At 72.1% G+C, this 25,186-nt stretch carries 19 protein-coding genes; 9 read left to right on the top strand and 10 right to left on the bottom strand.

Going from position 1 to position 25,186, the window contains the following annotated elements; all coding sequences use genetic code 11:
* Nucleotides 1–173: 173 nt before the first annotated feature.
* The 3 genes from CP970_RS26520 to CP970_RS26530 all read left to right on the top strand — a co-directional run bounded on the left by CP970_RS26520 (nt 174) and on the right by CP970_RS26530 (nt 4,010).
* Nucleotides 174–680 carry a DUF6912 family protein gene (locus tag CP970_RS26520; RefSeq protein ID WP_150494016.1) on the top strand — a complete coding sequence of 169 codons (507 nt, stop codon included), beginning with the start codon at nt 174–176 and terminating at the stop codon, nt 678–680.
* Between the two features lie 231 nt (nt 681–911).
* Nucleotides 912–1,583: an HAD family hydrolase gene (locus tag CP970_RS26525; protein WP_055556776.1), complete on the top strand. Its 672-nt coding sequence runs from the start codon at nt 912–914 to the stop codon at nt 1,581–1,583.
* A 120-nt stretch (nt 1,584–1,703) separates the two neighbouring features.
* The gene (locus tag CP970_RS26530; RefSeq protein WP_150494018.1) at nt 1,704–4,010 is read left to right on the top strand and encodes an ATP-binding protein; all 2,307 of its coding nucleotides are present in this window, start codon (nt 1,704–1,706) and stop codon (nt 4,008–4,010) included.
* Between the two features lie 789 nt (nt 4,011–4,799).
* Here CP970_RS26530 and CP970_RS26535 read toward each other — a convergent pair.
* On the bottom strand, nt 4,800–5,366 hold the full coding sequence (locus CP970_RS26535; protein ID WP_150494020.1) for a DJ-1/PfpI family protein: 567 nt from the start codon (nt 5,364–5,366) through the stop codon (nt 4,800–4,802).
* Nucleotides 5,367–5,845: 479 nt separating this feature from the next.
* Here CP970_RS26535 and CP970_RS26540 point away from each other — a divergent pair, with 479 nt between their 5' ends.
* Both CP970_RS26540 and CP970_RS26545 read left to right on the top strand, forming a co-directional pair.
* Complete coding sequence (locus CP970_RS26540) at nt 5,846–10,789, top strand: NAD-glutamate dehydrogenase (RefSeq protein ID WP_055551751.1); 4,944 nt, start codon at nt 5,846–5,848, stop codon at nt 10,787–10,789.
* 266 nt (nt 10,790–11,055) lie between these two features.
* Nucleotides 11,056–13,332 (top strand): bifunctional glycosyltransferase/CDP-glycerol:glycerophosphate glycerophosphotransferase, encoded by a 2,277-nt coding sequence (locus CP970_RS26545; protein ID WP_055551749.1) that lies wholly within the window; start codon nt 11,056–11,058, stop codon nt 13,330–13,332.
* A gap of 40 nt (nt 13,333–13,372) precedes the next feature.
* Here CP970_RS26545 and CP970_RS26550 read toward each other — a convergent pair whose 3' ends face one another.
* Together CP970_RS26550 and CP970_RS26555 are read right to left on the bottom strand one after the other, a co-directional pair.
* Nucleotides 13,373–14,176, bottom strand: a complete 804-nt coding sequence (locus CP970_RS26550; protein WP_055551747.1) for an ABC transporter ATP-binding protein — start codon at nt 14,174–14,176, stop codon at nt 13,373–13,375.
* Nucleotides 14,169–15,098: an ABC transporter permease gene (locus CP970_RS26555; RefSeq protein ID WP_055551745.1), complete on the bottom strand. Its 930-nt coding sequence runs from the start codon at nt 15,096–15,098 to the stop codon at nt 14,169–14,171. Before CP970_RS26555 ends, CP970_RS26550 begins: the two co-directional genes overlap by 8 nt.
* Before the next feature lie 149 nt (nt 15,099–15,247).
* On the opposite strand from CP970_RS26555, the gene CP970_RS26560 reads away from it, so the two are divergent.
* Nucleotides 15,248–15,868, top strand: coding sequence for a TetR/AcrR family transcriptional regulator (locus tag CP970_RS26560; protein ID WP_055551743.1), 621 nt, complete (start codon nt 15,248–15,250; stop codon nt 15,866–15,868).
* A 109-nt stretch (nt 15,869–15,977) separates the two neighbouring features.
* Here CP970_RS26560 and CP970_RS44340 read toward each other — a convergent pair whose 3' ends face one another.
* A complete protein-coding gene (locus CP970_RS44340; RefSeq protein ID WP_169801263.1) occupies nt 15,978–16,142 on the bottom strand; it encodes a hypothetical protein in 165 nt (54 codons plus the stop codon).
* Nucleotides 16,143–16,333: 191 nt separating this feature from the next.
* Here CP970_RS44340 and CP970_RS26565 point away from each other — a divergent pair, with 191 nt between their 5' ends.
* Both CP970_RS26565 and CP970_RS26570 read left to right on the top strand, forming a co-directional pair.
* Entirely contained in the window at nt 16,334–17,512 is a 1,179-nt protein-coding gene (locus CP970_RS26565; protein ID WP_055551756.1) for a sensor histidine kinase, read from the top strand.
* The gene (locus tag CP970_RS26570) at nt 17,500–18,144 is read left to right on the top strand and encodes a response regulator transcription factor (protein ID WP_055551740.1); all 645 of its coding nucleotides are present in this window, start codon (nt 17,500–17,502) and stop codon (nt 18,142–18,144) included. Before CP970_RS26565 ends, CP970_RS26570 begins: the two co-directional genes overlap by 13 nt.
* Here CP970_RS26570 and CP970_RS44345 read toward each other — a convergent pair.
* The 3 genes from CP970_RS44345 to CP970_RS26580 form a co-directional block, all read right to left on the bottom strand.
* Nucleotides 18,141–18,314 carry a hypothetical protein gene (locus CP970_RS44345; protein ID WP_169801262.1) on the bottom strand — a complete coding sequence of 58 codons (174 nt, stop codon included), beginning with the start codon at nt 18,312–18,314 and terminating at the stop codon, nt 18,141–18,143. The genes CP970_RS26570 and CP970_RS44345 overlap by 4 nt on opposite strands.
* A gap of 110 nt (nt 18,315–18,424) precedes the next feature.
* The gene (locus CP970_RS26575) at nt 18,425–19,258 is read right to left on the bottom strand and encodes an SDR family NAD(P)-dependent oxidoreductase (RefSeq protein ID WP_063806281.1); all 834 of its coding nucleotides are present in this window, start codon (nt 19,256–19,258) and stop codon (nt 18,425–18,427) included.
* Nucleotides 19,255–19,692, bottom strand: coding sequence for a PPOX class F420-dependent oxidoreductase (locus CP970_RS26580; protein WP_055556450.1), 438 nt, complete (start codon nt 19,690–19,692; stop codon nt 19,255–19,257). The genes CP970_RS26575 and CP970_RS26580 overlap by 4 nt, the downstream gene beginning before the upstream one ends.
* A 127-nt stretch (nt 19,693–19,819) precedes the next feature.
* Here CP970_RS26580 and CP970_RS26585 point away from each other — a divergent pair, with 127 nt between their 5' ends.
* The gene (locus tag CP970_RS26585) at nt 19,820–20,365 is read left to right on the top strand and encodes a TetR family transcriptional regulator (RefSeq protein ID WP_055556452.1); all 546 of its coding nucleotides are present in this window, start codon (nt 19,820–19,822) and stop codon (nt 20,363–20,365) included.
* 13 nt (nt 20,366–20,378) lie between these two features.
* Here the strand turns inward: CP970_RS26585 and CP970_RS26590 are convergent, their stop codons facing one another.
* From CP970_RS26590 to galE, 3 genes are all read right to left on the bottom strand, one after another.
* Nucleotides 20,379–23,048: an ABC transporter permease gene (locus tag CP970_RS26590; RefSeq protein ID WP_079044050.1), complete on the bottom strand. Its 2,670-nt coding sequence runs from the start codon at nt 23,046–23,048 to the stop codon at nt 20,379–20,381.
* The gene (locus CP970_RS26595) at nt 23,045–23,821 is read right to left on the bottom strand and encodes an ABC transporter ATP-binding protein (protein WP_055556455.1); all 777 of its coding nucleotides are present in this window, start codon (nt 23,819–23,821) and stop codon (nt 23,045–23,047) included. Before CP970_RS26595 ends, CP970_RS26590 begins: the two co-directional genes overlap by 4 nt.
* A 100-nt stretch (nt 23,822–23,921) precedes the next feature.
* Complete coding sequence (gene galE / locus CP970_RS26600) at nt 23,922–24,914, bottom strand: UDP-glucose 4-epimerase GalE (protein WP_150494022.1); 993 nt, start codon at nt 24,912–24,914, stop codon at nt 23,922–23,924.
* Nucleotides 24,915–25,186 lie beyond the last annotated feature (272 nt).

A 25,186-nucleotide genomic window follows, 5' to 3' on the forward strand; every position in this document is an offset into this window, starting at 1 on the left:
GCGGTGGACGCTGGGCGGTACCGGGTGAATGCCGGGACGCGCGTCGACGGTTCCGGCCGTGGTGGGGGCACCTCGAAGGGGGACTCCCGCACGTATCCTGGGCCTCTCAACGGCCACGAAGGCTCTCAGTGGGCACGAAGGCCCTCTGCGGCCACGAACGAAAGCGGTCAGTCATGCGCGTCTACGTTCCCCTGACACTGCCCCGGCTCGCGGAGGCGTACAAGGCCGGGGAGGTGGCGCCCGGGCCGCTGGTCGCCTACGCCGTGACGCCCGCGCTGCGCGAGTGGTACGTCTCCGATGACATCGAGGAACTGGAGTACGCGGCGTTGAACCGGGCGGCGGCGGCGTCGCTGCGGCTGGTGGCGGGGGATCCGGAGGCGGCGCGGCGACGGGTCGTGCTGGCGGCGGACGTGCCGGACGGGGTGGCGGTGGCTGATCCGGACCGGGGTCTTGACCAGGGGGCGCTCGGGGAGGTGCGGATCGCGGCGGGGCTCTCGTTGGGGAAGGCCGCGGCGGTGCATGTGGACGCGGGGGACGCGGAGGGGGACGTGCGGGCTGCGGCCGCCGCGTTGGGGGCGGCGGATCAGGGGGACGATGATGCGCGGTTCGTGGTGGACGGGGCGGAGGACCATGAGCTGCTCTGGTTCGCCACGCAGGAGATTCCGGGGCTGATCGCCTGAGGGGGCTGGCGGGGGCGCCTTGGGCCGTGTCCGCCTTGGCCGCGGGGTGCGTCCGTCTGCGACGGGGGGCCCGCGAGGGCTGCGCGCCCCCGTCCCGTCCTTCGGCACCGGGGGCCTGCCCCCACCGGCACCGTGGCTTGTGCTCCCGTTCCCGCTCCTCGGCGACGGGGGCTGTGCCCACCCGTTCCGCCCTGCGGAACAATTGCCCACAGCGCCGGGTAGCGTTTGGGTATGGGGAAGCTGTTGCGCGGGGCGCATATCGTGTGGGACTGGAACGGGACCCTCCTGCATGACATACACACCGTGATCGAGGCCACGAACGCCTCGTTCGCGGAGATCGGGCTCGAGTCGATCACGCTGGAGAGGTATCGCGATCTGTACTGCGTACCGATTCCCAAGTTCTACGAGCGGCTGATCGGACGGCTGCCGAGTGACGAAGAGTGGCGGGTCATGGACGCCGTCTTCCACAAGCATTACTGGGCCCGGGTGGAGAGTTGCGGGCTGACCGAAGGGGCCGCGCGGCTCCTTGCCGAGCGGCGGGCCGACGGGCGTACGCAGTCGTTGTTGTCGCTGGCTCCGCACGAGCACCTCGTGCCGATCGTGCGCAGGCACGGGATCGAGGAGCACTTCGTGCGGATCGACGGGCGGACCGACGATTCGCATGCGGGCAAGGCCGAGCGGATGGTGCGTCACCTGGACGCGCTCGGAGGGGCGGTCGCCGTGGAGCGGGTCGTCGTCGTGGGGGACGCCGTGGATGACGCCGTGGCCGCCGCTCACGTGGGGGCCAGGGCCGTTCTGTACACCGGGGGTTCGCACAGCAGGCGGAGCCTGGAGGTCGCCGGGGTGCCGGTGGTGGACAGTCTCGCGGAGGCCGTCGCGGAGGCGGAGCGGCTCGCGGCCTGACGCGATCCCCGCGAGTGGTTTCGGAGGACTCCGTTCACGCTCCGCACCGTTCTGCGTACGCTGTGGTGGGATCCTCGGCGGGATGAGCCTTGCGGGACGACGTGACGGGGGCGGTAGCGCATGGGTTTCGGCTTCGGGCAGCGGCGGGGCGGGCAACTGCCCGCCGAATTGACCTCGTTCGTCGGGCGAGTGGACGAACTGACGCAGGTGCGGGCGGCGTTCACGTATGCGCGGCTCGTCACGCTGGTCGGGCCCGGCGGGGTGGGCAAGAGCCGTACCGCGCTGCGGGCCGCCGCCGGGCTCGGGGAGCGGTTCCCCGATGGCGTGTGGCTGGCCGAGCTGTCCGCGTTGCGGGATCCGGAGCTGATCCCCGCCACGCTGGCCGCGGTGCTCGAACTGCCCGAGCAGTCGGGGATGGCGCCGCTGGACGCGGTGGTGGCCCATCTGCAGGGGCGGCGGCTGCTCATCGTGCTGGACACGTGTGAGCATCTGGTCGACGCCTGCGCGATGCTGTCGGACATCTTGCTGCGCGAGGCCGCGGACGTGTGTGTGCTCGCGACCAGTCGGCAGCCGTTGGACGTGCCGGGGGAGCACTGCTGTCCCGTGGCGCCGCTGGCGCCCGACGATGCCGTGGAGCTGTTCGCCCAGCGGGCGGCTTCCGTGGTGCCGGGCTTCGCGGTGCGCGAGGGGAACCGCGAGCAGCTGCTCGCGCTGACCCGGCGGCTCGACTGCATTCCGCTCGCCCTGGAACTGGCCGCCGTGCGGCTGCGGGCGGTGTCCATCGAGGAGCTGGTCGCGCGGCTCGACGACCGCTTCCAGGTGCTCACCGGAGGGCGGCGCACGGCGCTTTCGCGCCATCAGACCCTGCGTACGGCCATCGACTGGTCCCATGAACTGTGCACTCCCGCCGAGCAGTTGCTGTGGGCCCGGCTTTCGGTGTTCGCGGGTTCGTTCGAGCTCGCCGCGGCCGAACAGGTCTGCGGGGGCGGCGAGTTGCCCGTGGGAGAGGTGCTCGGGCAGCTCATCGGGCTCGTCGACAAGTCCGTGGTGCAGCGGCTCGGCGAGTCGGGGAACCGTTACCGGCTGCTCGACACCCTGCGGGAGTACGGGGCCGAGCGCCTCGGCGCGGTCGAGGGCGACGGGGGCGCGGCGCTGCGGGCCAGGCACTTCGCGTACTACCGGGATCTCGGGCGGCGCTTCGAGGAAGGTTTCTTCAGCGACCGGCAGCCCGCCCTGCACCGCGCGGTCGGCGCGGAGATCGCCGACCTGCGGGCCGCCCTCGAATACGCGTACGCGACCGAGGGGCGGGCGGCGGAAGGGCTCAGGCTCGCGGCCCGGCTCTGGCCGTACTGGCGTGCCTCCGGAGCGCTCTCCGAGGGCGGGTACTGGATGGAGAAGGGCCTGGAGCTGGTCCCCGAGGACTGCACGGCGCGGGCCTGGGGGCTCCTCGCGACGGGCGCCTTCGCCGTATGGACCGCGGACCTCGCGACGGCCGTCGAGCGGATGGCGCTCTCCCTGGAGTCCGCGGTGCGCGCGGGCGACGAGGAGGTGGCGCTCTTCGCCGAGGGGTACGCCAGTGGGCTCGCGGCGCTGTGCGGCGAGGAGACGGGGCTCGCCGCACTGGAGGACGTACGACGCCGGATGCTGGCGAACGGCACCCTCCTCGGCCTGGTGGTGATGGGGTACGAAGGCGCGCTGCTGCGGGCGGTCCTCGGGGACACCGAGGGGGCGCTCGACCTGTGCGGGCAAGGGCTCGCGCGCCTGGAGGGCACCGGCGAGCGCCAGATCTACGGGTCCACGCTCATGGCCCAGGGGCTCGTGCAGTGGCTCGCCGGGGAGCGGGCCGCGGGCGTCGCGTCGCTGTGCCGTGGGCTCGAGGCGGCGAGCGAGGTCGACGAGGTCCTGGTGGCCGCGATGTGCTGCCACGGTCTCGCGTGGGCGGCCGCGCGGGACGGGCGGCAGGTGCGGGCGGCCTGGCTCTTCGGGTACGCGGAGAACGCGCGGCGGCTCGGTGGCGACCCCATCGGCATGCTGCCCACGCTCCTGGAGCAGCAGGAGGCGACGCGCAAGGCGGTGCGGGAGGCGCTGGGCGCGGGCCCGTTCGAGCGCTGGCACGCGGTGGGCGCGCGGCTCTCCGGGCAGCAGGTGCTCGACGCGGTGCGGGCCGACGTGGACACCCCGGGCAGGCCGCCCGCCCAGCGCGGCGGGCGGCGGGCCACGGGCGCCGACGTGCTCACGCGGCGCGAGCGCGAGGTGGCGGTCCTGGTGGCGCAGGGTCTTTCCAACCGGGAGATCGCCGAGCGTCTGGTCATCTCGAAGCGGACCGCGGACGCGCACGTCGAGCACATCCTCGCCAAGCTGGGCGTCGGCTCGCGGACGGAGATCGCCGCGGCCACGGAGATCGCGGGCGTGGCGGAGGCGGGGTAGCGGGCGTGGCGGTCGTGGGGGCGGAGCTGGGGTGGCGGCCGGGGTGATCGTGGGCGTGCCGGAAGTGGGGTGGCGGCTGCCGAGATCGCGGGCGTGGGGGAGCTGGGGTAGTGGTCGGGGTGATCGTGGGCGTGCCGGAAGTGGGGTGGCGGCCACGGAGATTGTGGGCGTGGTGGGAGCTGGGGTAGTGGTCGGGGTGATCGTGGGCGTGCCGGAAGTGGGGTGGCGGCCACGGAGATTGTGGGCGTGGTGGGAGCTGGGGTAGGGGTCGGGGTGATCGCGGGCGTGCCGGAAGTGGGGTAGCGCCGCGGAGATCGTGGGCGTGGCGGAGCGGGTAGCGCCGCGGAGATCATGGGCGTGGCGGAGCCGGTGGCGGCCGGGTCCGGGGCGGCCGGGGTCCGGGGCCGTCCCGGTGGTCGATGGGGCCCCGAGGTCAGTGGGCCCGGGGCCGGTGAGCCCGGGGGCCGGGGGACCCGGGGAGTGGGCGCGGAGCCTGCCCTCGCCGACAAGGGCAGGCGGCCGCGTCGACCGATCCGCGGTGCGGCGTGCGGGCGGGGTGCCTTGCCATGACAGCCGTGGGGGATGGACCAGGCATGCCACACCCCGCCGCACGTTGCCGCTGCCCCAGGCGGGGCGGCGCACCAGAAGCCTGCCGTTCACGGAGGCGTCCCGCCATCGGTATGCGGCAGGATCCGCATACCGATGTGAGGGCGGGCGCGGAGGTCCGTATACCTAGCGGAAGGTGAAGGTCCGGGTCCGGATACGGATCGGAACCTGTTCCCGGAGCCCTTACGTCACCGGTGCCTTGGCCCGAAGCACCGTCAGGAATTCCCTCATCCAGCCCGAGTGGTCCGGCCAGGCGCGGGCCGAGACCAGGGTGCCGTCCACCACCGCCTCCGCGTCCTGGAACGTCGCGCCCGCCGCCTGCATGTCCATCTCCAGGGCGGGGTACGCCGTGACCCTGCGGCCGCTGAGGCCGCCGATCGCCGCCGTCAGGAGCGGGCCGTGGCAGATCTGCGCGACCGGCTTGTCCGAGTCGAAGAAGGACTTGAGGATCTTGCGGAGCTCGGGGTCGTTGCGCAGGTACTCCGGGGCCCGGCCGCCGGGGATCACCAGCGCGGCGTACTGGCCGGGATCCACCTCCGAGAAGGCGAGGTCCGCGGGCCAGGTGTAGCCGGGTTTCTCCGTGTAGGTGTCGAAGCCGGGCTCGAAGTCGTGCACCACGAACTGCAGCTTCTTGCGGGCGGGGGCGGCGATGTGGACGTCGTACCCCTCCTCGCGCAGCCGCTGGTAGGGGTAGAGGACCTCCAGCGACTCCGCCGCGTCACCGGTCACTATCAGGATCTTGGCTGCCATCGGCGCTCGCTCCCCGAGTCCGTCGCGCGTGTGCGTTGCCGTCCTGCTCAACGTGCATCCCCGCGTCCGGTTTGCCAAGGGGGCCTTACCGGCATCCGCGCCCCGCCGGACTGTGCAAACTGTCAAAGTTCGCCCCCCGCTTTTGTACACATACGGCTCATGACGGTTCCCCGGTGCGGGGCGATAGCCTTGACCCGTGATCAGCGCGATATCCCGCGGGGGCGCGAGTGCCCCCGCCCTTCGCCCGGGGACCACGGAGGACATCCGTGCCCGGGCCATCGCTGACGCTTCTTCGCGGTGCGGCCGACCCCGCCGAGCAACCCATCTGTCAGCGAAACCGCTGAAGATGGCGGATAACCGCCCGCTCAACTCTCACCGCGGCATAACGTCGATCTCGGCCGGAGACCCCGCGCCCCGGCGTCATGTCACATCACTTCCTTCTACGTCACGCAACGGCGCGCGACAGGAGTCAGAGGACAATGCAGACCAAGCTGGACGAAGCCAAGGCCGAGCTGCTCGCGCGGGCCGCCCGGGTAGCTGAGAGCAGCCCGGCCGGGGGACGCCTACCGAGCGGCACACCGACCGGGACGACGAGCGAGGCCACGCCGGACGAGGACATGGCTCTCGCGTTCCTCCAGCGCTACTACCTGCACACCGCCCCGGAGGACCTCGCCGACCGCGACCCGGTCGACGTCTTCGGAGCCGCCTTCTCCCACTACCGGCTCGCCGAGAACCGCCCCCAGGGGACGGCCAACGTGCGGGTCCACACCCCGACGGTCGAGGAGAACGGCTGGACCTGCAGCCACTCCGTCGTCGAGGTGGTCACCGACGACATGCCCTTCCTCGTCGACTCCGTCACCAACGAGCTGTCCCGGCAGGGCCGCGGCATCCACGTGGTGATCCACCCCCAGGTCGTCGTACGCCGCGACCTGACCGGGAAGCTCCTGGAAGTGTTGTCCGACGGCGCCGGTGCGGAGCGCCCGCACGACGCGCTCGTCGAGTCGTGGATCCACGTCGAGATGGACCGCGAGACGGACCGCGCGGACCTGAAGCAGATCACCGCCGATCTGCTCCGGATCCTCTCCGACGTCCGTGAGACGGTCGAGGACTGGGAGAAGATGCGCGACTCCGCGCTGCGCATCGCCGACGAGCTGCCCGCCGAGCCCACCGCGGGCGACGTGCCGGACCAGGAGGTCGAGGAGGCCCGCGAGCTGCTGCGCTGGCTCGCCGACAACCACTTCACCTTCCTGGGCTTCCGTGAGTACACGCTCACCGACGACGACTCCCTCGCGGCCGTCCCCGGCACCGGCCTCGGCGTGCTGCGCGCCGACCCGCAGCACGGCGACGACCACCACCCGGTGAGCCCGTCCTTCAACCGGCTGCCCGCCGACGCCCGCGCCAAGGCCCGCGAGCACAAGCTGCTCGTCCTGACGAAGGCCAACAGCAGGGCGACCGTGCACCGCCCGTCCTACCTCGACTACGTCGGCGTGAAGAAGTTCGACGCCGAGGGGAACGTCGTCGGTGAGCGGCGCTTCCTCGGGCTCTTCTCGTCCGCCGCGTACACCGAGTCGGTGCGCCGCGTGCCCGTCATCCGCCGCAAGGTCGCGGAGGTGCTGAAGGGCGCGGGCTTCTCGGCCAACAGCCACGACGGGCGCGACCTGCTCCAGATCCTGGAGACGTACCCGCGCGACGAGCTCTTCCAGACGCCCGCCGACGAGCTGCGCTCCATCGTGACCAGCGTCCTCTACCTCCAGGAGCGCCGCAGGCTCCGGCTCTACTTGCGCAAGGACGAGTACGGGCGCTACTACTCCGCCCTCGTCTACCTGCCGCGCGACCGCTACACCACCGGCGTCCGGCTGCGGATCATCGACATCCTCAAGGAGGAGCTGAACGGCGCCAGCGTCGACTTCACCGCCTGGAACACGGAGTCGATCCTCTCCCGCATCCACTTCGTGGTCCGGGTGCCCAAGGGCGCCGAGGTCCCCGACCTCTCCGACGCCGACGTCGAGCGCGTCGAGGGGCGGCTCGTCGAGGCCGCACGCTCCTGGGCCGACGGCTTCGCCGAGGCGCTGACCGCCGAGTGCGGCGAGGAGCGCGCCGCCGAACTCCTGCGTCAGTACGGGGGCGCCTTCCCCGAGGGCTACAAGGCCGACCACACGCCGCGCGCGGCCGTCGCCGACCTGCAGCACCTGGAGCACCTCACCCAGGGAGACAAGGACTTCGAGCTCTCCCTGTACGAGCCGGTGGGCGCCGCCCCCGGTGAGCGCCGCTTCAAGATCTACCGCTCCGGCGAGCAGGTCTCCCTCTCCGCCGTGCTGCCCGTGCTGCAGCGCCTGGGCGTCGAGGTCACCGACGAGCGTCCGTACGAGCTGCGCTGCACCGACCGTACGCACGCGTGGATCTACGACTTCGGCCTGCGCATGCCCAAGTCCCCCAACGGCAACGGCGACTACCTCGGAGACGACGGCCGCGAGCGCTTCCAGGAGGCGTTCGGCGCCGCCTGGACCGGGGCCGCCGAGGTCGACGGGTTCAACTCGCTGGTCCTGCGCGCCGGGCTCAACTGGCGCCAGGCGATGGTCCTGCGGGCCTACGCGAAGTACCTGCGCCAGGCCGGGGCGACCTTCAGCCAGGACTACATGGAGGACACCCTCCGCAACAACGTCCACACCACGCGGCTGCTCGTCTCGCTCTTCGAGGCGCGCATGTCGCCGGGCCACCAGCGGGCCGGGACCGAGCTGACCGACGGGCTCCTGGAGGAGCTGGACGGGGCGCTCGACCAGGTGGCGAGCCTGGACGAGGACCGGATCCTGCGGTCCTTCCTCACCGTCATCAAGGCGACCCTGCGGACCAACTTCTTCCAGCAGACGGAGAGCGGCAAGCCGCACAACTACGTCTCCATGAAGTTCGACCCGCAGGCCATTCCCGACCTGCCCGCGCCCCGTCCCGCGTACGAGATCTGGGTGTACTCGCCCCGCGTCGAGGGCGTCCACCTGCGCTTCGGCAAGGTCGCGCGCGGCGGTCTGCGCTGGTCGGACCGGAAGGAAGACTTCCGGACCGAGATCCTCGGTCTCGTGAAGGCGCAGATGGTGAAGAACACCGTCATCGTGCCGGTCGGCGCCAAGGGCGGCTTCGTCGCCAAGCAGCTGCCCGACCCGTCCGTGGACCGTGACGCGTGGCTCGCCGAGGGCGTGGCCTGCTACAAGACGTTCATCTCGGCGCTGCTCGACATCACCGACAACCTGGTGGCGGGCGAGGTCGTGCACCCCGCCAACGTCGTGCGCCACGACGAGGACGACACCTACCTCGTCGTCGCCGCCGACAAGGGCACCGCGACGTTCTCGGACATCGCCAACCAGGTCGCCGAGTCGTACGACTTCTGGCTGGGCGACGCCTTCGCCTCCGGCGGCTCCGCCGGTTACGACCACAAGGGCATGGGCATCACCGCCCGCGGCGCCTGGGAGTCCGTCAAGCGGCACTTCAGGGAGCTGGGCACCGACAGCCAGTCCGAGGACTTCACGGTCGTCGGCGTCGGTGACATGAGCGGTGACGTGTTCGGCAACGGCATGCTGCTCAGCGAGCACATCCGGCTCGTGGCCGCCTTCGACCACCGGCACATCTTCATCGACCCGCGGCCCGACGCCGCGACGTCGTACGCCGAGCGCCGCCGCCTCTTCGAGCTGCCGCGCTCCTCCTGGGCCGACTACAGCAAGGAGCTGCTCTCCTCGGGCGGCGGGATCTTCCCCCGCTCCGCCAAGTCGATCCAGCTCAACGCGCACATCCGCGAGGCGCTCGGCATCGAGACGGGCGTCGCCAAGATGACCCCGGCCGACCTGATGAAGACGATCCTCCAGGCGCCGGTCGACCTGCTGTGGAACGGCGGCATCGGTACGTACGTGAAGTCGTCGGCGGAGTCCAACGCGGACGTCGGCGACAAGGCCAACGACGCCATCCGCGTCAACGGCGCCGACCTGCGCGCCAAGGTCGTCGGCGAGGGCGGCAACCTCGGCCTGACCCAGCTGGGCCGCATCGAGTTCGCGCGGGCCGGTGGCCGCATCAACACCGACGCCATCGACAACAGCGCGGGCGTGGACACCTCCGACCACGAGGTGAACATCAAGATCCTGCTCAACGCGGTCGTCGCGAACGGCGACATGACGGTCAAGCAGCGCAACAAGCTGCTCGCCGAGATGACCGACGAGGTCGGGCACCTGGTCCTGCGCAACAACTACGCGCAGAACACCGCGCTCTCCAACGCGATCTTCCAGTCGCCGTCCCTGCTCCACGCCCACCAGCGCTTCATGCGGCGCCTGGGCAAGCAGGGCCACCTCGACCGGGGCCTGGAGTTCCTGCCCAACGACCGGCAGATCCGCGAGCTGCTCAACTCCGGCCGGGGCCTGTCCCAGCCGGAGCTCGCCGTCCTCCTCGCGTACACGAAGATCACGGCGGCGGACGAGCTGATCCAGACGACGCTGCCCGACGACGCGTACCTGCGGCGGCTGCTGCACGCGTACTTCCCGAAGGCGCTGCGCGAGCGGTTCCCCGACCAGGTCGACGGGCACGCGCTGCACCGCGAGATCATCACGACCGTCCTGGTCAACGACACGGTGAACACCGGTGGTTCGACCTTCCTGCACCGCCTCCGCGAGGAGACGGGCGCCTCCCTGGAGGAGATCGTGCGGGCGCAGCTCGCCGCGCGCGAGATCTTCGGCCTGAGCGAGGTGTGGGACGCGGTCGAGGCGCTCGACAACGTGGTCGCCGCCGATGTGCAGACCCGCATCCGGCTGCACTCGCGCCGCCTGGTGGAGCGCGGCACGCGCTGGCTGCTCAACAACCGGCCGCAGCCGCTGCAGCTCGCCGAGACCATCGGCTTCTTCAGCGCGGGCGTCAGCGGGGTCTGGGACGAGCTGCCGAACCTGCTCCGCGGCTCCGACCTGGAGTGGTACCAGGGCATCCGCGACGAGCTGACCGGCGCGGGCGTCCCCGACGAACTCGCCCAGCGCGTCGCCGGATTCTCCTCCGCCTTCCCGGCGCTCGACATCGTCGCGGTCGCCGACCGGATGGGCAGGGAGCCGATGGACGTGGCCGAGGTCTACTACGACCTCGGCGACCGGCTGCGGATCACCCAGCTCATGGACCGCATCATCGAGCTGCCGCGGGCCGACCGCTGGCAGTCCATGGCGCGCGCCTCCATCCGCGAGGACCTGTACGCGGCGCACGCCGCGCTGACGGCGGACATCCTCGCCGTCGGCAACGGCGGCTCGACCCCGGAGCAGCGCTTCAAGGCGTGGGAGGAGAAGAACGCGCCGATCCTGAGCCGGGCGCGGACGACCCTGGAGGAGATCCACAGCTCGGACGCGTTCGACCTGGCGAACCTGTCGGTGGCGATGCGGACGATGCGGACGCTGCTGCGCACGCATTCGTAGGTCGCGGCGGTACACGCGAAGGGGGGCGCCCCGGGCCTTTCGGCTCGGGGCGCCCCCTTGCCCGTAAAGGCATCCCCCTTGCCCGTTCGTCCCTCCGAGGGTGTGTCCGTGTTCGGTGGATCAGGGACCTTAGTCCTGTCCGTTTCGGGACCTTCGGCGTGCAGCGAAGTTCGTTAAACGGTCATAGACTCGAAAGGAGGTACCTATGGTAAATCTCCAGACCGCCCTGTACTCCGGCCCCACCTTGCCCGAGGAGCTCAGTCCGCATGCCACGGATCAGTATTGTCGTCCCTGTCTACAAAGTTCAGGGGTATCTCCGCGAGTGCCTCGACTCGGTGCTTACGCAGAGCTACGGGGACTTCGAACTGATCGCGGTCGACGACCTGTCCCCGGACGGCTCGGGAGCGATCCTCGACGAGTACGCGGAGCGTGACCTCCGCGTCATCGCCGTCCACCAGGAGCAGAACGGCGGCATAGGCAACGCCCGGAACACGGGCGTCGCGCGGGCCAAGGGCGAGTACCTGCTCTTCCTGGACAGCGACGACACCCTCGTGCCGGGCGCCCTGGAGGCGATCGTCGAGCGCATCGACGCGACCGACCGCCCCGACATGGTCCTGTACGACTACGCGCGCACGTTCTGGTGGAACGGCGAGCGGCGCAACCGCGACGCCGACCTGTTCGCCGAGCCGGGCCCGGACGTCTTCACGATCGCCGAACGCCCCGAGCTGCTCGACCTGTTCACGGTCGTGTGGAACAAGGCGTACCGCAGGGAGTTCTACCTGGAGGGCGGCTTCAGCTTCCCCGAGGGCTTCTACGAGGACGCGGTCGTCGTCTACGAGTCGCTCTTCACGGCCGCCAGCATCTCCCTGCTCGACCGCGTGTGCGTGCACTACCGCCAGCGCCGCCAGGGCAACGCGCTGCGCACGCCGAGCCGTGAGCACTTCGCCGCGTTCGCGACGTACGAGCGTCTCTTCCGCTTCATCGAGGAGCGCCCCGAGCTGCACCAGTGGCGCGCGTTCATGTTCGAGCACATGATCGACCACTACCTCTTCATCCTCAGCCGTCCGGACCGGGTGCCGCCGAACGCCCGCGCCGAGTTCTTCGGCAAGGCGGCCGCGCACTACCGCCGTTACCTGCCCGCCGGCTTCGAGGTTCCCGAGGGCATACAGGGCGCCAAGTTCCATGCGGTGGGCCGCGGTTCCTACCGTGCCTTCCAGGGGCTCAAGCTGGTCAACAGCGGCTTCGTGAAGGGCCGCGCCAAGGCGCGCAAGACCAAGAACAAGGTCGGCAAGCGCGCCTACGCGACGTACTACCAGCTGCAGCGCCAGCGCCCCATCGACGAGAACCTCGCGGTGTACGCGGCGTACTGGTACCGCCTGCCGTCCTGCAACCCGCTGGCCGTCTACGAGAAGGCCAAGGAGCTCGCCCCGAACGTGCACGGGGTGTGGGTCGTCAAGAAGTCCCTGGAGGACCAGGTCCCCGAGGGCATCGACTACGTGGTCGCCAATACCCCCCGCTACTGGGAGGTGATGGCCCGCGCCAAGTACTTCGTGAACAACGTCAACTTCCCCGACCGCGTGATCAAGCGCCCGGGGCAGGTCTACCTCCAGACCCACCACGGCACGCCGCTCAAGCGCATGGGCATCGACCAGCAGCGCTACCCCGCGGCCGCCAAGGGCATGAGCTTCCGCAAGCTCCTGGAGCGCGCGGACCGCTGGGACTTCAGCGTCTCCTCGAACCAGCACACCACCGAGGAGTGGGAGCGCGTCTACCCCTGCGCCTTCGAGTCGGTCAACTCCGGCTACCCGCGCAACGACGTGTACTACCGGGCCGGTGCCGAGGACGTGGCCGCGATCCGCGAGAAGCTCGGCATCGCGCCCGGCAAGACGGCCGTCCTGTACGCGCCGACCGTGCGCGACTACCAGGCGGGCTTCATCCCGCGCCTGGACCTCGCCAAGGTCGCCCAGGAGCTCGGCCCCGACGTCGTCCTGCTGGTGCGCACCCACTACTTCTACGGCGCGGACCCGCAGCTCGCGCGCCTGGCCGACGAGGGCGCGCTCATCGACGTGTCGGCGTACCCGGTCGTCGAGGAGCTGAACCTGGCCGCCGACGCGCTGATCACGGACTACTCGTCGATCATGTTCGACTACGCCAACCTCGACCGCCCGATCATCACCTACGCCGACGACTGGGACGTCTACGTGAAGTCGCGCGGCGTCACCTTCGACCTGCTGTCCGGCAAGCCGGGCGAGACGCCGGGTGTCATCGCCACGAACGACGACGAGCTCATCGAGGTGTTCCGCAGCGGCAGTTGGCGCGGCGCCGAGGCCACCGAGCTGCGGGCGGCCTTCCGCGAGCGGTTCTGCCAGTGGGACGACGGCAACGCGGCGGAGCGCGTCGTACGCCGGGTGCTGCTCGGCAAGGAGATGGCGCCCGCGTCCGTCGCCGGGCGCGTGCCCGCTCCGGCACCGGGCGAGCCGGCCGCCGACGGCCTGCGGCTGGTGCCGGGCGACGACGGCCCGGGGAAGCTGCTCGCGGGTTGAGCGGGGCTACTCGCTGAGCGGGACCACTCGCTGAGCAGGGCTACTTCTTGCCGCCGGTGAAGTCCTCGTACGCCGCGAGGACTTCACCGGTGGGACCGTCCATCCGCAGCTCGCCGCGCTCCAGCCAGAGCACGCGGTCGCAGGTGTCGCGGATGGACTTGTTGTTGTGGCTGACCAGGAAGACGGTGCCCGCGCGCTTGCGCAGCTCGCGGATGCGGGCCTCGGAGCGCTTCTGGAAGGAGCGGTCGCCGGTCGCCAGGGCCTCGTCGATGAGCAGCACGTCGTGGTCCTTGGCCGAGCCGATGGAGAAGCGGAGCCGGGCGGACATGCCCGAGGAGTACGTGCGCATCGGCAGCGTGATGAAGTCGCCCTTCTCGTTGATGCCGGAGAAGTCGACGATCTCCTCGTAGCGCTCCTGGACCTGCTCGCGGGACATGCCCATCGCGAGGCCGCCGAGCCGCACGTTGCGCTCGCCCGTCAGGTCGTTCATCAGGGCCGCGTTCACGCCGAGGAGCGAGGGCTGGCCGTCCGTGAAGATCCGGCCGCTCTCCACGGGGAGCAGGCCCGCGACGGCCTTGAGCAGGGTGGACTTGCCCGAGCCGTTGGTGCCGATCAGGCCGATGGCCTCGCCCTTGTAGGCGGTGAACGACACCTTCTTGACGGCGTGCACCTTGCGTACGCCGGGGGATTCGCCGTCCTTGCCGCCCTTTCCGCGCTTGAGGATGCGGCCGAGCGCGGCGGTCGCGCTGCCGCGGCCCGCGGTGGCTCCCGCGCCGTGCACGCGGTAGACGATGTCGACCTGGTCGACGATGACGGTGGGGGCGTTCGCCAGGGAGTCAGCCACGGCCGTAGGTCTCCTCTGCCTTCCAGAAGTAGATGAATCCGCCGAGCCCGGCGAGCACCGCCCAGCCCACCGCCCAGGCCCACACGTGGTGCGGCAGCTGGTCGTGGTGGAAGCTGTCGATCAGCGCGAACCGCATCAGGTCGATGTAGACGGCCGCGGGGTTGCACTCCAGGAGCACCTTCACGACGTGCGGCAGGTCGCGGCCCTTGAGGACCGCGTCGATGCTCCACATCACCCCGGACGCGTACATCCAGGTGCGCAGCACGAACGGCATCAGCTGCGCGATGTCCGGCGTCCTGCTGCCGATCCTGGCCATCACGAGCGCGAGGCCCGTGTTGAACGTGAACTGCAGTACGAGCGCGGGGAGCACCAGGAGCCAGGCGGGCGTGGGCGGGACGCCGAAGCAGAGCAGGATCACCAGGAGCGCGCACATCGAGAACAGCAGCTGCTGGAGCTGTTGCAGGCAGTACGAGATGGGCAGCGAGGCGCGCGGGAAGTGCAGGGCGCGCACCAGGCCGAGGCTGCCGGAGATGGCGCGGGTGCCCGCGAGCACGGACTGCTGGGTGAAGGTGAAGACGAAGACGCCGGTGACCAGGAACGGGACGTAGTCCTCGACGTCCCGCTTGGTGTTCATCAGGACGCCGAAGATGAAGTAGTAGACGGCCGCGTTGAGCAGCGGCGTCATGATCTGCCAGAGCTGGCCGAGCTTCGCCTGGCTGTACTGGGCGGTGAGCTTGGCGGTGGCGAAGGCGGTGATGAAGTGGCGGCGCTGCCACAGCTGCCGGACGTAGGCGGGCAGGGACGGGCGGGCGCCGCTGACGGTCAGGCCGTACTTGGCGGCCAGCTCGGCGGGGGGCAGGCCCTGGTCGGCGGGGTCGGCCTGGGCTGCGGTGGGGGGCGGTGCGTCGAGGACCTGGCTCACGTCCGTCGCTTTCGCTCGGGGAAGGCTCGGAGAAGACTCGGGGAAGCTGCGGCGGACGTCGGGACGGGCCCGTATCGTCGCAACGTCGAGAGTAGAGCGACGTGACGTCGGAACGCAACCGTATCGTCGTCGCGCTTTATGCTGTTCGCATGACGACGAGCAGGCCATCAGGTGAACAGCCGCGCCGCAGGGCTCCCGCCGGGGCCGCCGTGCTCCGCGAGGACGTGACCGAGGCCATCAGGGCCGCCGTCTTCGAAGAGCTCGCGGCCGTCGGGTACGCGCGCATGTCCATCGAGGGCATCGCGCGGCGCGCCGGGGTCGGCAAGACCGCCGTCTACCGGCGCTGGCGCTCCAAGCTGCACCTCGTCCTCGACCTCGTCTCCGCGATAGCGGTACAGGGCCTTCCGGCGCCCGACACGGGCTCCCTGGAGGGCGATCTGCGGCTTCTCTACGAGGTGACGTCACGGGCGCTGCGGCACCCCGTGGCCTCGCAGGTCATCCCGGACCTGCAGGCCGAGGCCGCCCGCAACCCGGAGATCGCCGAGGCGCTGCAGAAGGCGCTGCGCGAGGGGCAGCACGGGGTCGCGAGCGGCATCGTGCGCGCCGCCGTCGAGCGGGGCGAGATGCGGGCGGGCGCCGACGAGGACCTGGCCCTCGACCTGGTGTCGGGGCCGATCTACTGGCGGTCCGTGGTGGTGCGGGCGAAGCTGCCCAAGGGGTATCTGGGCAGTCTCGCGGCGGCTACGGCGGCGGGGCTGCGGGCGCTCTGAGAGGTGTCGCGCCCCGTAGGGGCGCGGGGCTCCGACATGTGCGGCTCCGCCGCGTGGGCGCGACCAGCCCCCACCGGCCCGCGGGGTCTGCCCACTCCCAGCGGAGCGCTCACGCGTCGCCGCGGCGGGTCAGGAACAGGGTCACCCCGGTGCCGAGCGCCACGACGCCCGTACCGACGCTGATCAGGACCTGCTGCACGCCCTCGAAGGCGAGGCTGGTCGAGACGTTGACGACGAGAGCGGCCGCGAGGACGAGCCAGAGCAGGGCCTTCATGGGGTGCTTCCTTCCGGGCGGAGCGGCCGCCGCCCCGTGCGGCGGCCTGGGATCAACTCTGCTCGCCGCGCGCCGCGGAAACGATGGGGCGCTCTCCCGGACCCGTGGTGTAGCGCACTCCACCACGGGCCCGGGAGCCCGCCCGCTCTCGCCCGCGCGCCCCGTGACCTAGCCTGACCGGTATGACCGGCATGAAGGAGACGCTGCGCCGCGCGGGGCTCGCCATGGTGCAGCTCGGCAAGGGGGCCGGGCTCGCGCTCGTCTCGTACCTCTTCATGGCGCTGCTGCTCTTCACCGCCTTCGTCACCCTGCTCGTGGTCGGCGCGGCCGTGCTGCCCGAGACGGTCCAACTCCTGCGCAGGACCGCCGGGTTCAAGCGCCGCCTGGTCGGCGCCTGGACGGGGCGGCCGGTGTCCGAGGCGTACGCCCCGCTCACCGGTGACGTCCGCGAGCGGGTGACCGCGGCCCTGAAGGACCCCGGCACCTGGCGCGACCTGCGCTGGCTCTTCGTGCACTTCGTCTACGGCCTTGTCCTGCTGTACGTCGCGATGCCCCTGTTCGTCATCGGCGTGCTGGTCGACGGGGTGTGGTGCGGGCTCTTCCGGCAGCGGGCCGTGCTGCTGCCGCTCGTCGTGGGCCTCGCGGGCCTGGACGCGCGGTGGTCGCGGGTCCTGCTCACCCCGTCGCCCGACGCGCTGCGCAGCGCCGAACTCGCCGAGCGCGTCGAGGAGCTGACGGTCACCCGGGCCGGTGCCGTCGCCGCGCACGGCGCCGAACTGCGGCGCATCGAACGCGACTTGCACGACGGCACCCAGGCGCGGCTCGTCTCCCTGTCGATGCGGGTGGGCCTGGCGCGGCGGGCGTACGACAAGGACCCCGAAGCCGCGCGCAAGCTCCTCGACGACGCCCAGGACCAGGCCGAGGAGGCGCTCACCGAACTGCGCCACGTCGTGCGCGGCATCCACCCGCCGATCCTCACCGACCGCGGCCTGGCGGGCGCCGTGCGGGCGCTCGCCGCGGGCAGCGGGCTCGATGTGACGGTCGACGCGGAGGGCGTCGAGGACCCGGCGGGCGAGTCCGTGCGCGCCCCGGCCGCGGTGGAGGCCGCCGCGTACTTCGTGGTCGCGGAGGCGCTGACCAACGCCGCCAAGCACAGCGGTGCCGGGGCGGCCGGCGTGGAACTGTCCCGGGCGGCGGGGGTGCTGCGGATCGCGGTGCGCGACGAGGGCAGGGGCGGCGCGGACGACGCGGGCGGCAGCGGGCTCCTCGGCATGCGGCGCAGGGTCGCCGCGCTCGACGGGACACTGGAGCTGACGAGCCCCGTCGGGGGGCCGACCGTGATCGAAGTGGAGCTGCCGTGCGCGTGGTGATCGCCGAGGACAACGCCCTGCTGCGGGAGGGGCTCGTGCTGCTGCTCACCTCCGCGGGGCACGAGGTGGCGGCGGTCGCCTCCACCGGGCCCGAGGTGCTGCCAGCCCTCCTCGAACACCGCCCCGACGTGGCGGTCCTGGACGTACGGATGCCGCCCGGATTCCGCGACGAGGGGCTGCGCGCCGCCCTCGCGGCCCGCGCGCGGATCCCCGGACTTCCGGTGCTCGTCCTCTCGCAGTACGTGGAGGAGACGTACGCCGCCGAACTCCTCGGCGGGGGAGCCGGTGGCGTCGGCTACCTCCTGAAGGACCGGGTGGGGCGCGTCGACGAGTTCCTCGACGCGCTGGAGCGGGTGGCAGGCGGCGGCACCGCCCTCGACCCCGAGGTGGTCACGGAGCTGCTCACCCGCCGCCGCGACGACCCCATCGACTCGCTGACGCCGCGCGAGCGCGAGGTGCTCCAGCTGATGGCCGAGGGCAGGGACAACGCGACGATCGCCGCGCTGCTCGTGGTCTCCGACCGGGCGGTCAGCAAGCACATCGGCAACGTCTTCGTGAAGCTGGGCCTGCCGCCGAGCGACAGCGGGCACCGGCGGGTGCTCGCGGTCCTCGCCTATCTGAACAAGGGCTAGGCGGTCGCGCGCTGCTTCCGGTGCCTGACGGCGAGGGTGATGCCCGAGGCGAGGGCGGTCAGGCCGGTGGCGACGCTGATCAGGGCCTGCTGGGCGCCGTCGAAGAGGAAGCTGCTGGATATGTTCACGGCCAGTGCGGCGAGGAGCAGGAGCCAGAGCAGGGGCTTCATGGGGCGGGTGTCCTTCGGGTGGGTCGGGCGTTGCGTTGGGGGTAATTCTGCCTGCCGGGGTCGCCTCGGGTTCGTCGTGGGTTCGTCTTGGGGGCGGGGCGGTGGGGTTCCTACCGGAGGGTGGGGAGCAGGGATTCCGTGAGGGTGTGGAGGTGGTGGGCATCCGCGCCGTGGAAGTCGGGGGTGTCGGTGGGGAGTTGGGCGGTGCGGTCGTAGGCCGTGAAGGAGGGGCCCTGCGGGGTGTCCACGTGGCGGAGGAGGTAGGGGAGTGCCTCCGCGATCGGTGGGGCCGAGCGGCGCATCGCTTCGACCTGGGCCAGGACGTCCGGGGCGTACGAACCGGAGAAGCTCGTGCTGACCGTCCCGGGGTTGAGCAGGACGTACCGGATCTTCGAGTCGGGGTGGACGGCCGCGAAGCCCGCGGCGAGGAGGTCGTTGAGGCGGCCGCCCTGGGCCAGCGCCCGGCCTCCGTCGTAGGACCGCGTCAGCTGGAGGTCGTCCCAGGAGATCTCCCCTCCGCCGCCAGGACCCGCGACGTTGAGGATGACGGGGGCGTCGGCGGAATCGAGCAGGTCCGTGAGGCCGTGGCTCAGGAGGAAGCGGCTCAAGTAGAAGTGCGCGAAGGTGCTTTCGAGGCCCTCGGGCGTGCTCAGGCGGGTGGAGCGGAAGTGCCGGGCGCAGAGGACGAGGGCGTCGAGCCGCGTGTGGGTGGCACGGATCGTGTCGAGCGTCGCCTGCGTTTCGGAGGCCAGGGCGAGGTCCGCCCGGATGAAGCGGGCCCTGTCCTTCGCGCCGCTCCGCTGGGCGAAGTCCCGCCATCGCGCGCCCTTTTCCGCGCTGCGTCCTACGACCGTCACCTCGTGGCCCCGCTCCAGGAGGGTGTGGGCCAGGGCCTTGCCGATGCCGTCCGTGCCGCCGGTGACGACGTACGTCTTCGTGCTCACAGGAACCTCGCGGCGATCTTCTCGGGAGTGATGCGGACGGTGATCAGTTCGGGGAGCGCGGCCGCCGACTCCGGGTGGTGCTCGGCGTAGGTCAAGCCCGTGTATTTGAGTGCCAGTTCGTCCATCCGGTCGCGGCTGTCCGCGCCGTCGAGCCGTGCGGTGCCGGTGATCACCGCGTAGCCGTACGGCTCGTCCGGCGGGTTGACCGTCACGCTCAGGCGCGGGTCGCGCCGCAGGTTGCGGATCTTGACCTTGTCGACGCCGGTCACGAAGAACAGGTCGTCGCCCTCGCGTCCCACCCAGACCACCGACTGGTGCGGGCTCCCGTCGGGGCGGATCGTCGCCACGGTGACGAAGACCTTGGAGTCGATGGCCTTCTTCAGCTTCGGTGAGAGGGGGGTAGGGGCAAGGGGCGCTTGGGGAACTCGTGGCATTTGCGGCTCCTGGGAGTGCGGTGGCGCTTTAAGTGTCACGAGTGTGTGGCATTTAGTGGGTGGAGTGCAATAGGGATGTGCTTCTTGTTGGTTCCCGGGCCGCGCCCCCGCGTATGCTCCGGGCACGATGAGAGCTGACGCCGCACGCAATCTCGACGCCGTCCTGCAGACCGGCGCGCGCCTCCTCGCGCGCGATCCCGGCACGAGCATCGCGGCGATCGCGGCCGCCGCGGGCGTCGACCGGCGCACCGTCTACCGCCGCTTCGAGACCCGGGAGGCGCTGATGGCCGCCGTGTACGTGGCCAAGCTCGACGCCTGCGACGGCGTGCTCGCCGACGCGCGCCTCGGCGAGGCTCCGGTGGCGGTCGCCCTGCACCGGTACGCGGAGGGGATCATCGCCGTCAGCCGCCGGTGGCCCGTGGACCTCCAGCAGGTGAAGGACGAGGCCGCCGCCGCCCGGCTGCGTGCGCTGATCGAGCGGCTCGACGCCTTCATGGCCCGCGCGGTGGCCGAGGGTGCGCTGCGATCCGGTCTTCCCGATCGCTGGGCGCGCGCCCTGCTCGTCCAGCTCACCAACCTCGCCTCGCACGAGATGCCGGAGCTGACCCCCGCCCAGGGAGCCGACCTGGTGGCCAGGACGTTGTTCGAGGGGCTCGGGCCCGCCGCGTCCTGACCCGCCGCCGTGCTCAGCGCGCCGGGTAGCGGCCCCGCAGCACCGGCCAGGACGGCACAAGCGTGCCCGCGGCCGTCGTCGCGGCGACCGTCAGCGCGATCAGTGCCGCCTGGGGCAGCGGGAGGTGCGGGATCGTGCGGGCCGTCGACAGGCTGAAGGCGAGCAGGGGGAACGACGCCACCGCCGCGCCCACCACCAGGCCGGTCAGTGCCGTCGCCGCCGCCTCCAGGCGCAGCATGCGCCGCAGTTGGTCCCGGCCCGCACCGGCCAGGCGGAGCAGGGCGAGTTCGGGGCGACGGCCGATCGTGATCAGGGACAGCGTGCTCAGGACGGCGATCACCGTGAAGCCGCCGACCGCGCCGACCGCCGCCACGGTCACCACCTCGCCGAGCGCCCGGTCCTCCGGGTCGAGCCGCTCGGGGGCGGGGTCCGCCGTGACCCGCGCCCCGGGGGCCGCCGCGCGCAGCGACGTCGTGGCGGTGTCCGCCGCGGCGACCAGGATGCGGTCGGGGCCCGGTGCCGAGGTGTGGCGCAGGAGCTGGTCCCGGGAGAACAGGAAGGCGCCAAGGGCCAGTTCGCGGTCGTACGTCGCCACCACCTTCAGGCGCGCCTCCACTCCGTCCCCGAAGCGCAGCGTCACCTTCGAGCCGGGGCGTACGTCCAGGTCGCGCGCCTGGTCGCGGCCGACCGCCACCGTGCCGGGGCGGAGCGCGGACAGGCCGCCCTCCCGTACGGCGGGGTCGAGCGTCCGGGACAGGCCCTCGGGGGTGACGCCGAGCACCGGCAGGCGGTCCAGGCGCGGCGAGCCCGTCTCGCGGCGGGCCAGGACCACCGTGCCGCGCGTGACGGCCGTCGCGGCCCGTACGCCCGGTGTCGCCCTGATCCGCTCCAGCGTGCCCTTGGGCAGGCCGCCCGCCGCGGTCACCGCGTAGTCGGCCCGCGCCGCCTTCTCCGCCTGGTCGCCCGCGGCGTGCGTCATCGTCGCGCCCGCCGCGAGCTGCACCGAGACGAACGCCGTGACCAGGATGATCGGGGTGAGCGCCGCCCCCAGACGCCGCGCGGACGCCGTGCAGTTGGCCGCCGCGAGGTGGCCCGCGGGACCGCCGTGGCGGCGCAGCGGGCCGCCGAGCACCCGCATGGCGCCCTCGGCGATCCACGGGCCGAGCAGCGCGCACCCGATCACCAGGACCACCGCCGCCGCACCGGCCGCCGCGGCGGCGGCCTCGCCGTGCTGCAGCGTCGCCGTCGCCGCCGAACTCGCCCCGATGAAGAGCAGCACGAGGCCGGTGATCCGCCGCGCGTTGCCGGGTGCCGCCTCGCGCAGCGCCTCGGCGGGGCGGACCTTCGTGGTCCGCGCGCAGGCGATGAGCGCGGCGACGCGGGCCACCAGGAGCGTCAGTCCCGCCGTCACCAGGGGAGCGGGCAACAGCCAGGGCGGGAGCGGGAGTTCGAGGCCGGGCGGCAGAGCGCCCCGTGCGTCGAGCAGGGTGCGCAGGGCGAGATACGCGGGGACGGCCGCGACCGCGCCGACGAGCGCCGCGCCTGCCGCGACCCTGCCGACCTCCCGGCCCACCGCGCCCCGCAGCTGTCGCGGCGTCGCCCCGACCGCCCGCAACAGGCCCAGTTCGCGCGAGCGTTGCTGCAGCGCCTGCACCACCGTCGACGACACCACGAGGAGCGCGATGAGGACGACCGTCGCCATCACCGAGCCGAGCAGCGCGAGCATGCCCGACCTCGCGGGTGCCGCACCGAGGAACTCGGCTCCGCCGCGCCCGTTCCCCGTCAGTACGTGCAGTCCCGCGCCGTCCCCGTCCGCCCGGTGCCCCACGCCGTGCAGCCCCGCCGCGTCCAGCGCGTGCCGCACGCGCGCGTACAGGTCCGACGTGCTCGTGCCGGGGGCCGCCGTCACGCCGACGGCGGCCACGGAGCCGGGGTGACCGGCCAGGCGGCGGGCCTCGGCGGAGGTGAAGTAGGCGGCGTCGCGGGGGCCTTCGGCCACGCCTGTCACCCGGTACGTCGCGTCGGTCCCCGCGACCCGTACCGTGACGCGCTCGCCGACGCGGGCCGTTCCCTCGCCCACGACGACCTCGGACGCCTGCCGGGGAGCGGCTCCCTCGCGCAGGGAGTAGGAGCCCAACCGGGCCGCGTCCCAAGGGCGTCCGGTGGTCCGGGTCCCTTCGACGCCCGCCTGGAACACCTCGTCGGCGATCGCCGAGCGCACCCCGGGAACCGCGCGCACCGTCTTCAGCGCTGCCCGAGGGACCCGTACGCGCTCGGTGAGCCCCGCCGTCGCCGTCTCGGGCTTGCTGCCCCACGGCTTGGCGGTGAAGCGGGTGTTCTGGTCACCGGTGACGACGAGGTCGGCGTCCGCGTAGCGCTCCACACGCGCGTGCCCGAGTCCGGCCGACGCCAGGGCCAGGGTGAAGGCGCCGAGGAGGAGTGAGGTCAGGGCGAGCGCGGCGAAGACCGCGGCCCAGGCCTTGCGGTGCGTGCGCGCCGCGCGGGCGGCGAGCAGCGCGGTGACACGGGTCTTCTTCGGGCCGGTCTTCTTCGGGCCGCCGGTCTCTTTCGGGTCGGGCTTTCTCGGGCCGGTCTTGTTCAGGCCGGTCGTCTTCGTGGTCTTCTTCGTGGTCTTCTTCGGGCCCGGCTTCCGGTCCGCGTTCTCGTACGTCGCCGCGCTCATGCCGCCCGCCGCCCCAAGTCCCGCATGATGCCGTGTACATGAGCGCTGTCCGGACGCTCGACTCGCGCGGCGATCCGGCCCCCGGCGAGGAACAGCGCCTCGTCGGCCCAGGCCGCCGCGGCCGGGTCGTGCGTCACCATCACCACCGTGTGGCCGTCCCCGTCGACCGCCTGCCGCAGCAGCGCGAGCACGTCCTGCGCCGTGACCGGGTCGAGGGCGCCCGTCGGCTCGTCGGCGAAGACCACCTCGGGCGAGGTGACCAGGGCGCGGGCGATCGCGACGCGCTGCTGCTGCCCGCCGGAGAGCTCGGTGGGCCTGTCGTCGCCGCGCTCGCCGAGGCCGACGGAGTCGAGCGCGTCCCGCGCCCGCCCGTCGTCGGGAGCGTCGCCGAGCAGCAGCGGCAGGGCGACGTTCTCCAGGACGCTCAGCGACGGCACGAGATTGTGTGCCTGGAAGACGAAGCCGACGCGCTCGCGCCGCAGCCGGGTCAGCGCCGCCTCGCGCAGCGGCGCGATCTCGACGCCGCCGATGCGCACGGTCCCCGACGTCGGCCGGTCCAGGCCCGCCGCGCACTGCAGGAGCGTCGACTTGCCCGATCCGGAGGGGCCCATGACCGCGAGGAACCGTCCGCGCGGCACGGCGAGGTCGACGGGTTCGAGCGCGACGACGGTGCCGCGCCGGTAGGACCTGCCGACCCCGTCGAGCACGAGCGCGTCCGGCTCGGCCACCTCCACCACGCCCGTACGGCCGCCCGAACCCCGTCGCCTGAACATCGCCTACGCCCTCTCCGTGGTCACAAATCCCACAGAGAACGCTAGAAACCGCAGGTCAACGAGGCGAGAGAGTACGCACCCGGGCTTGGGGTGGAGCCTGCTACACCACCGGGCGCGGTGCGGCGTCCGGGTGCTCGCGCAGCCAGCCCGCCCAGGCCGAGGCGATCATGTCGCGCACGTCGTGCTTGGCCGACCAGCCCAGTTCCGCGGCGATGCGGTCGGCGGCGGCGACCACGCGGGCCGGGTCGCCGGGACGGCGCTCGGTGACCTCGGCGGGGGTGCTGTATCCGGTGACCTCGTTGATCAGGTCGGTCATCTCGCGGACGGAGACGCCTTCGCCACGGCCGATGTTGAGCGTGAGGTCCGTGCCGCGGGGCGCCGCGGCCAGCTTGCGCGCCGTGGCCACGTGGGCCTCGGCCAGGTCGACGACGTGGATGTAGTCGCGTACGCACGTGCCGTCGGGGGTGGCGTAGTCCGCGCCGAAGATGCGCGGGGCCGCGCCGTCCGTGAGCTTCTCGAAGACCATCGGGACGAGGTTGAAGACGCCGGTGTCGGCGAGGTCGGGGGCCGCCGCGCCCGCCACGTTGAAGTAGCGCAGCGACGCCGTCGTCAGGCCGTGGGCGCGGCCCGCGGCGCGGACCAGCCACTCACCGGCCAGCTTCGTCTCGCCGTACGGGTTCATCGGCAGGCACGGCGTCTCCTCCGTCACCATGTCCACGTCGGGCATGCCGTAGACCGACGCGGAGGAGGAGAAGACGAGGCGGGTGACGTCCGCGGTGACCATCGCGTCCAGGAGCGCCCGCAGGCCCTCCACGTTCTCGCGGTAGTAGTGCAGCGGCCGTTCCACGGACTCGCCGACCCGCTTCTTGCCCGCCAGGTGCACGACTCCGGTGACCGCGTGCTCGGCGAAGGCGCGCGCGAGGCGGTCGCCGTCCAGGACCGAGCCGACGACCAGCGGCACCCCGGCGGGCACGCGCTCGGCGACGCCGGTCGACAGGTCGTCGTAGACCACGGCCGTCTCGCCCGCCGCCGTCATGGCGCGGACGACGTGCGCCCCGATGTATCCGGCGCCGCCGGTGATCAGCCAGGTCATGCTCGCCCTGTCTCCTTCTCGTCCTTCTTGTCCTTCGGGCCCGCCGTACCGGCCGCCGTGCGTGCCGCGTGGAGTGTCCGGTCCTTGGAGGTGCAGTGTCGCAGAGGAGGCGTACGGGACGCGTCAGCGGCCGCCGACGCGGTGGGCGACGCGGGACAGACGACGCTTCACGACCCCGGCGACGCCGCGTACTCCGGGTGCCAGCCGCACCCCGCACAGGAAATTTCAGTGCTTACAAGTAATTATCCAATTAGGGGTCTATTCGCGGGACG

Source organism: Streptomyces kanamyceticus, from assembly GCF_008704495.1.
Taxonomy (GTDB): domain Bacteria; phylum Actinomycetota; class Actinomycetes; order Streptomycetales; family Streptomycetaceae; genus Streptomyces; species Streptomyces kanamyceticus.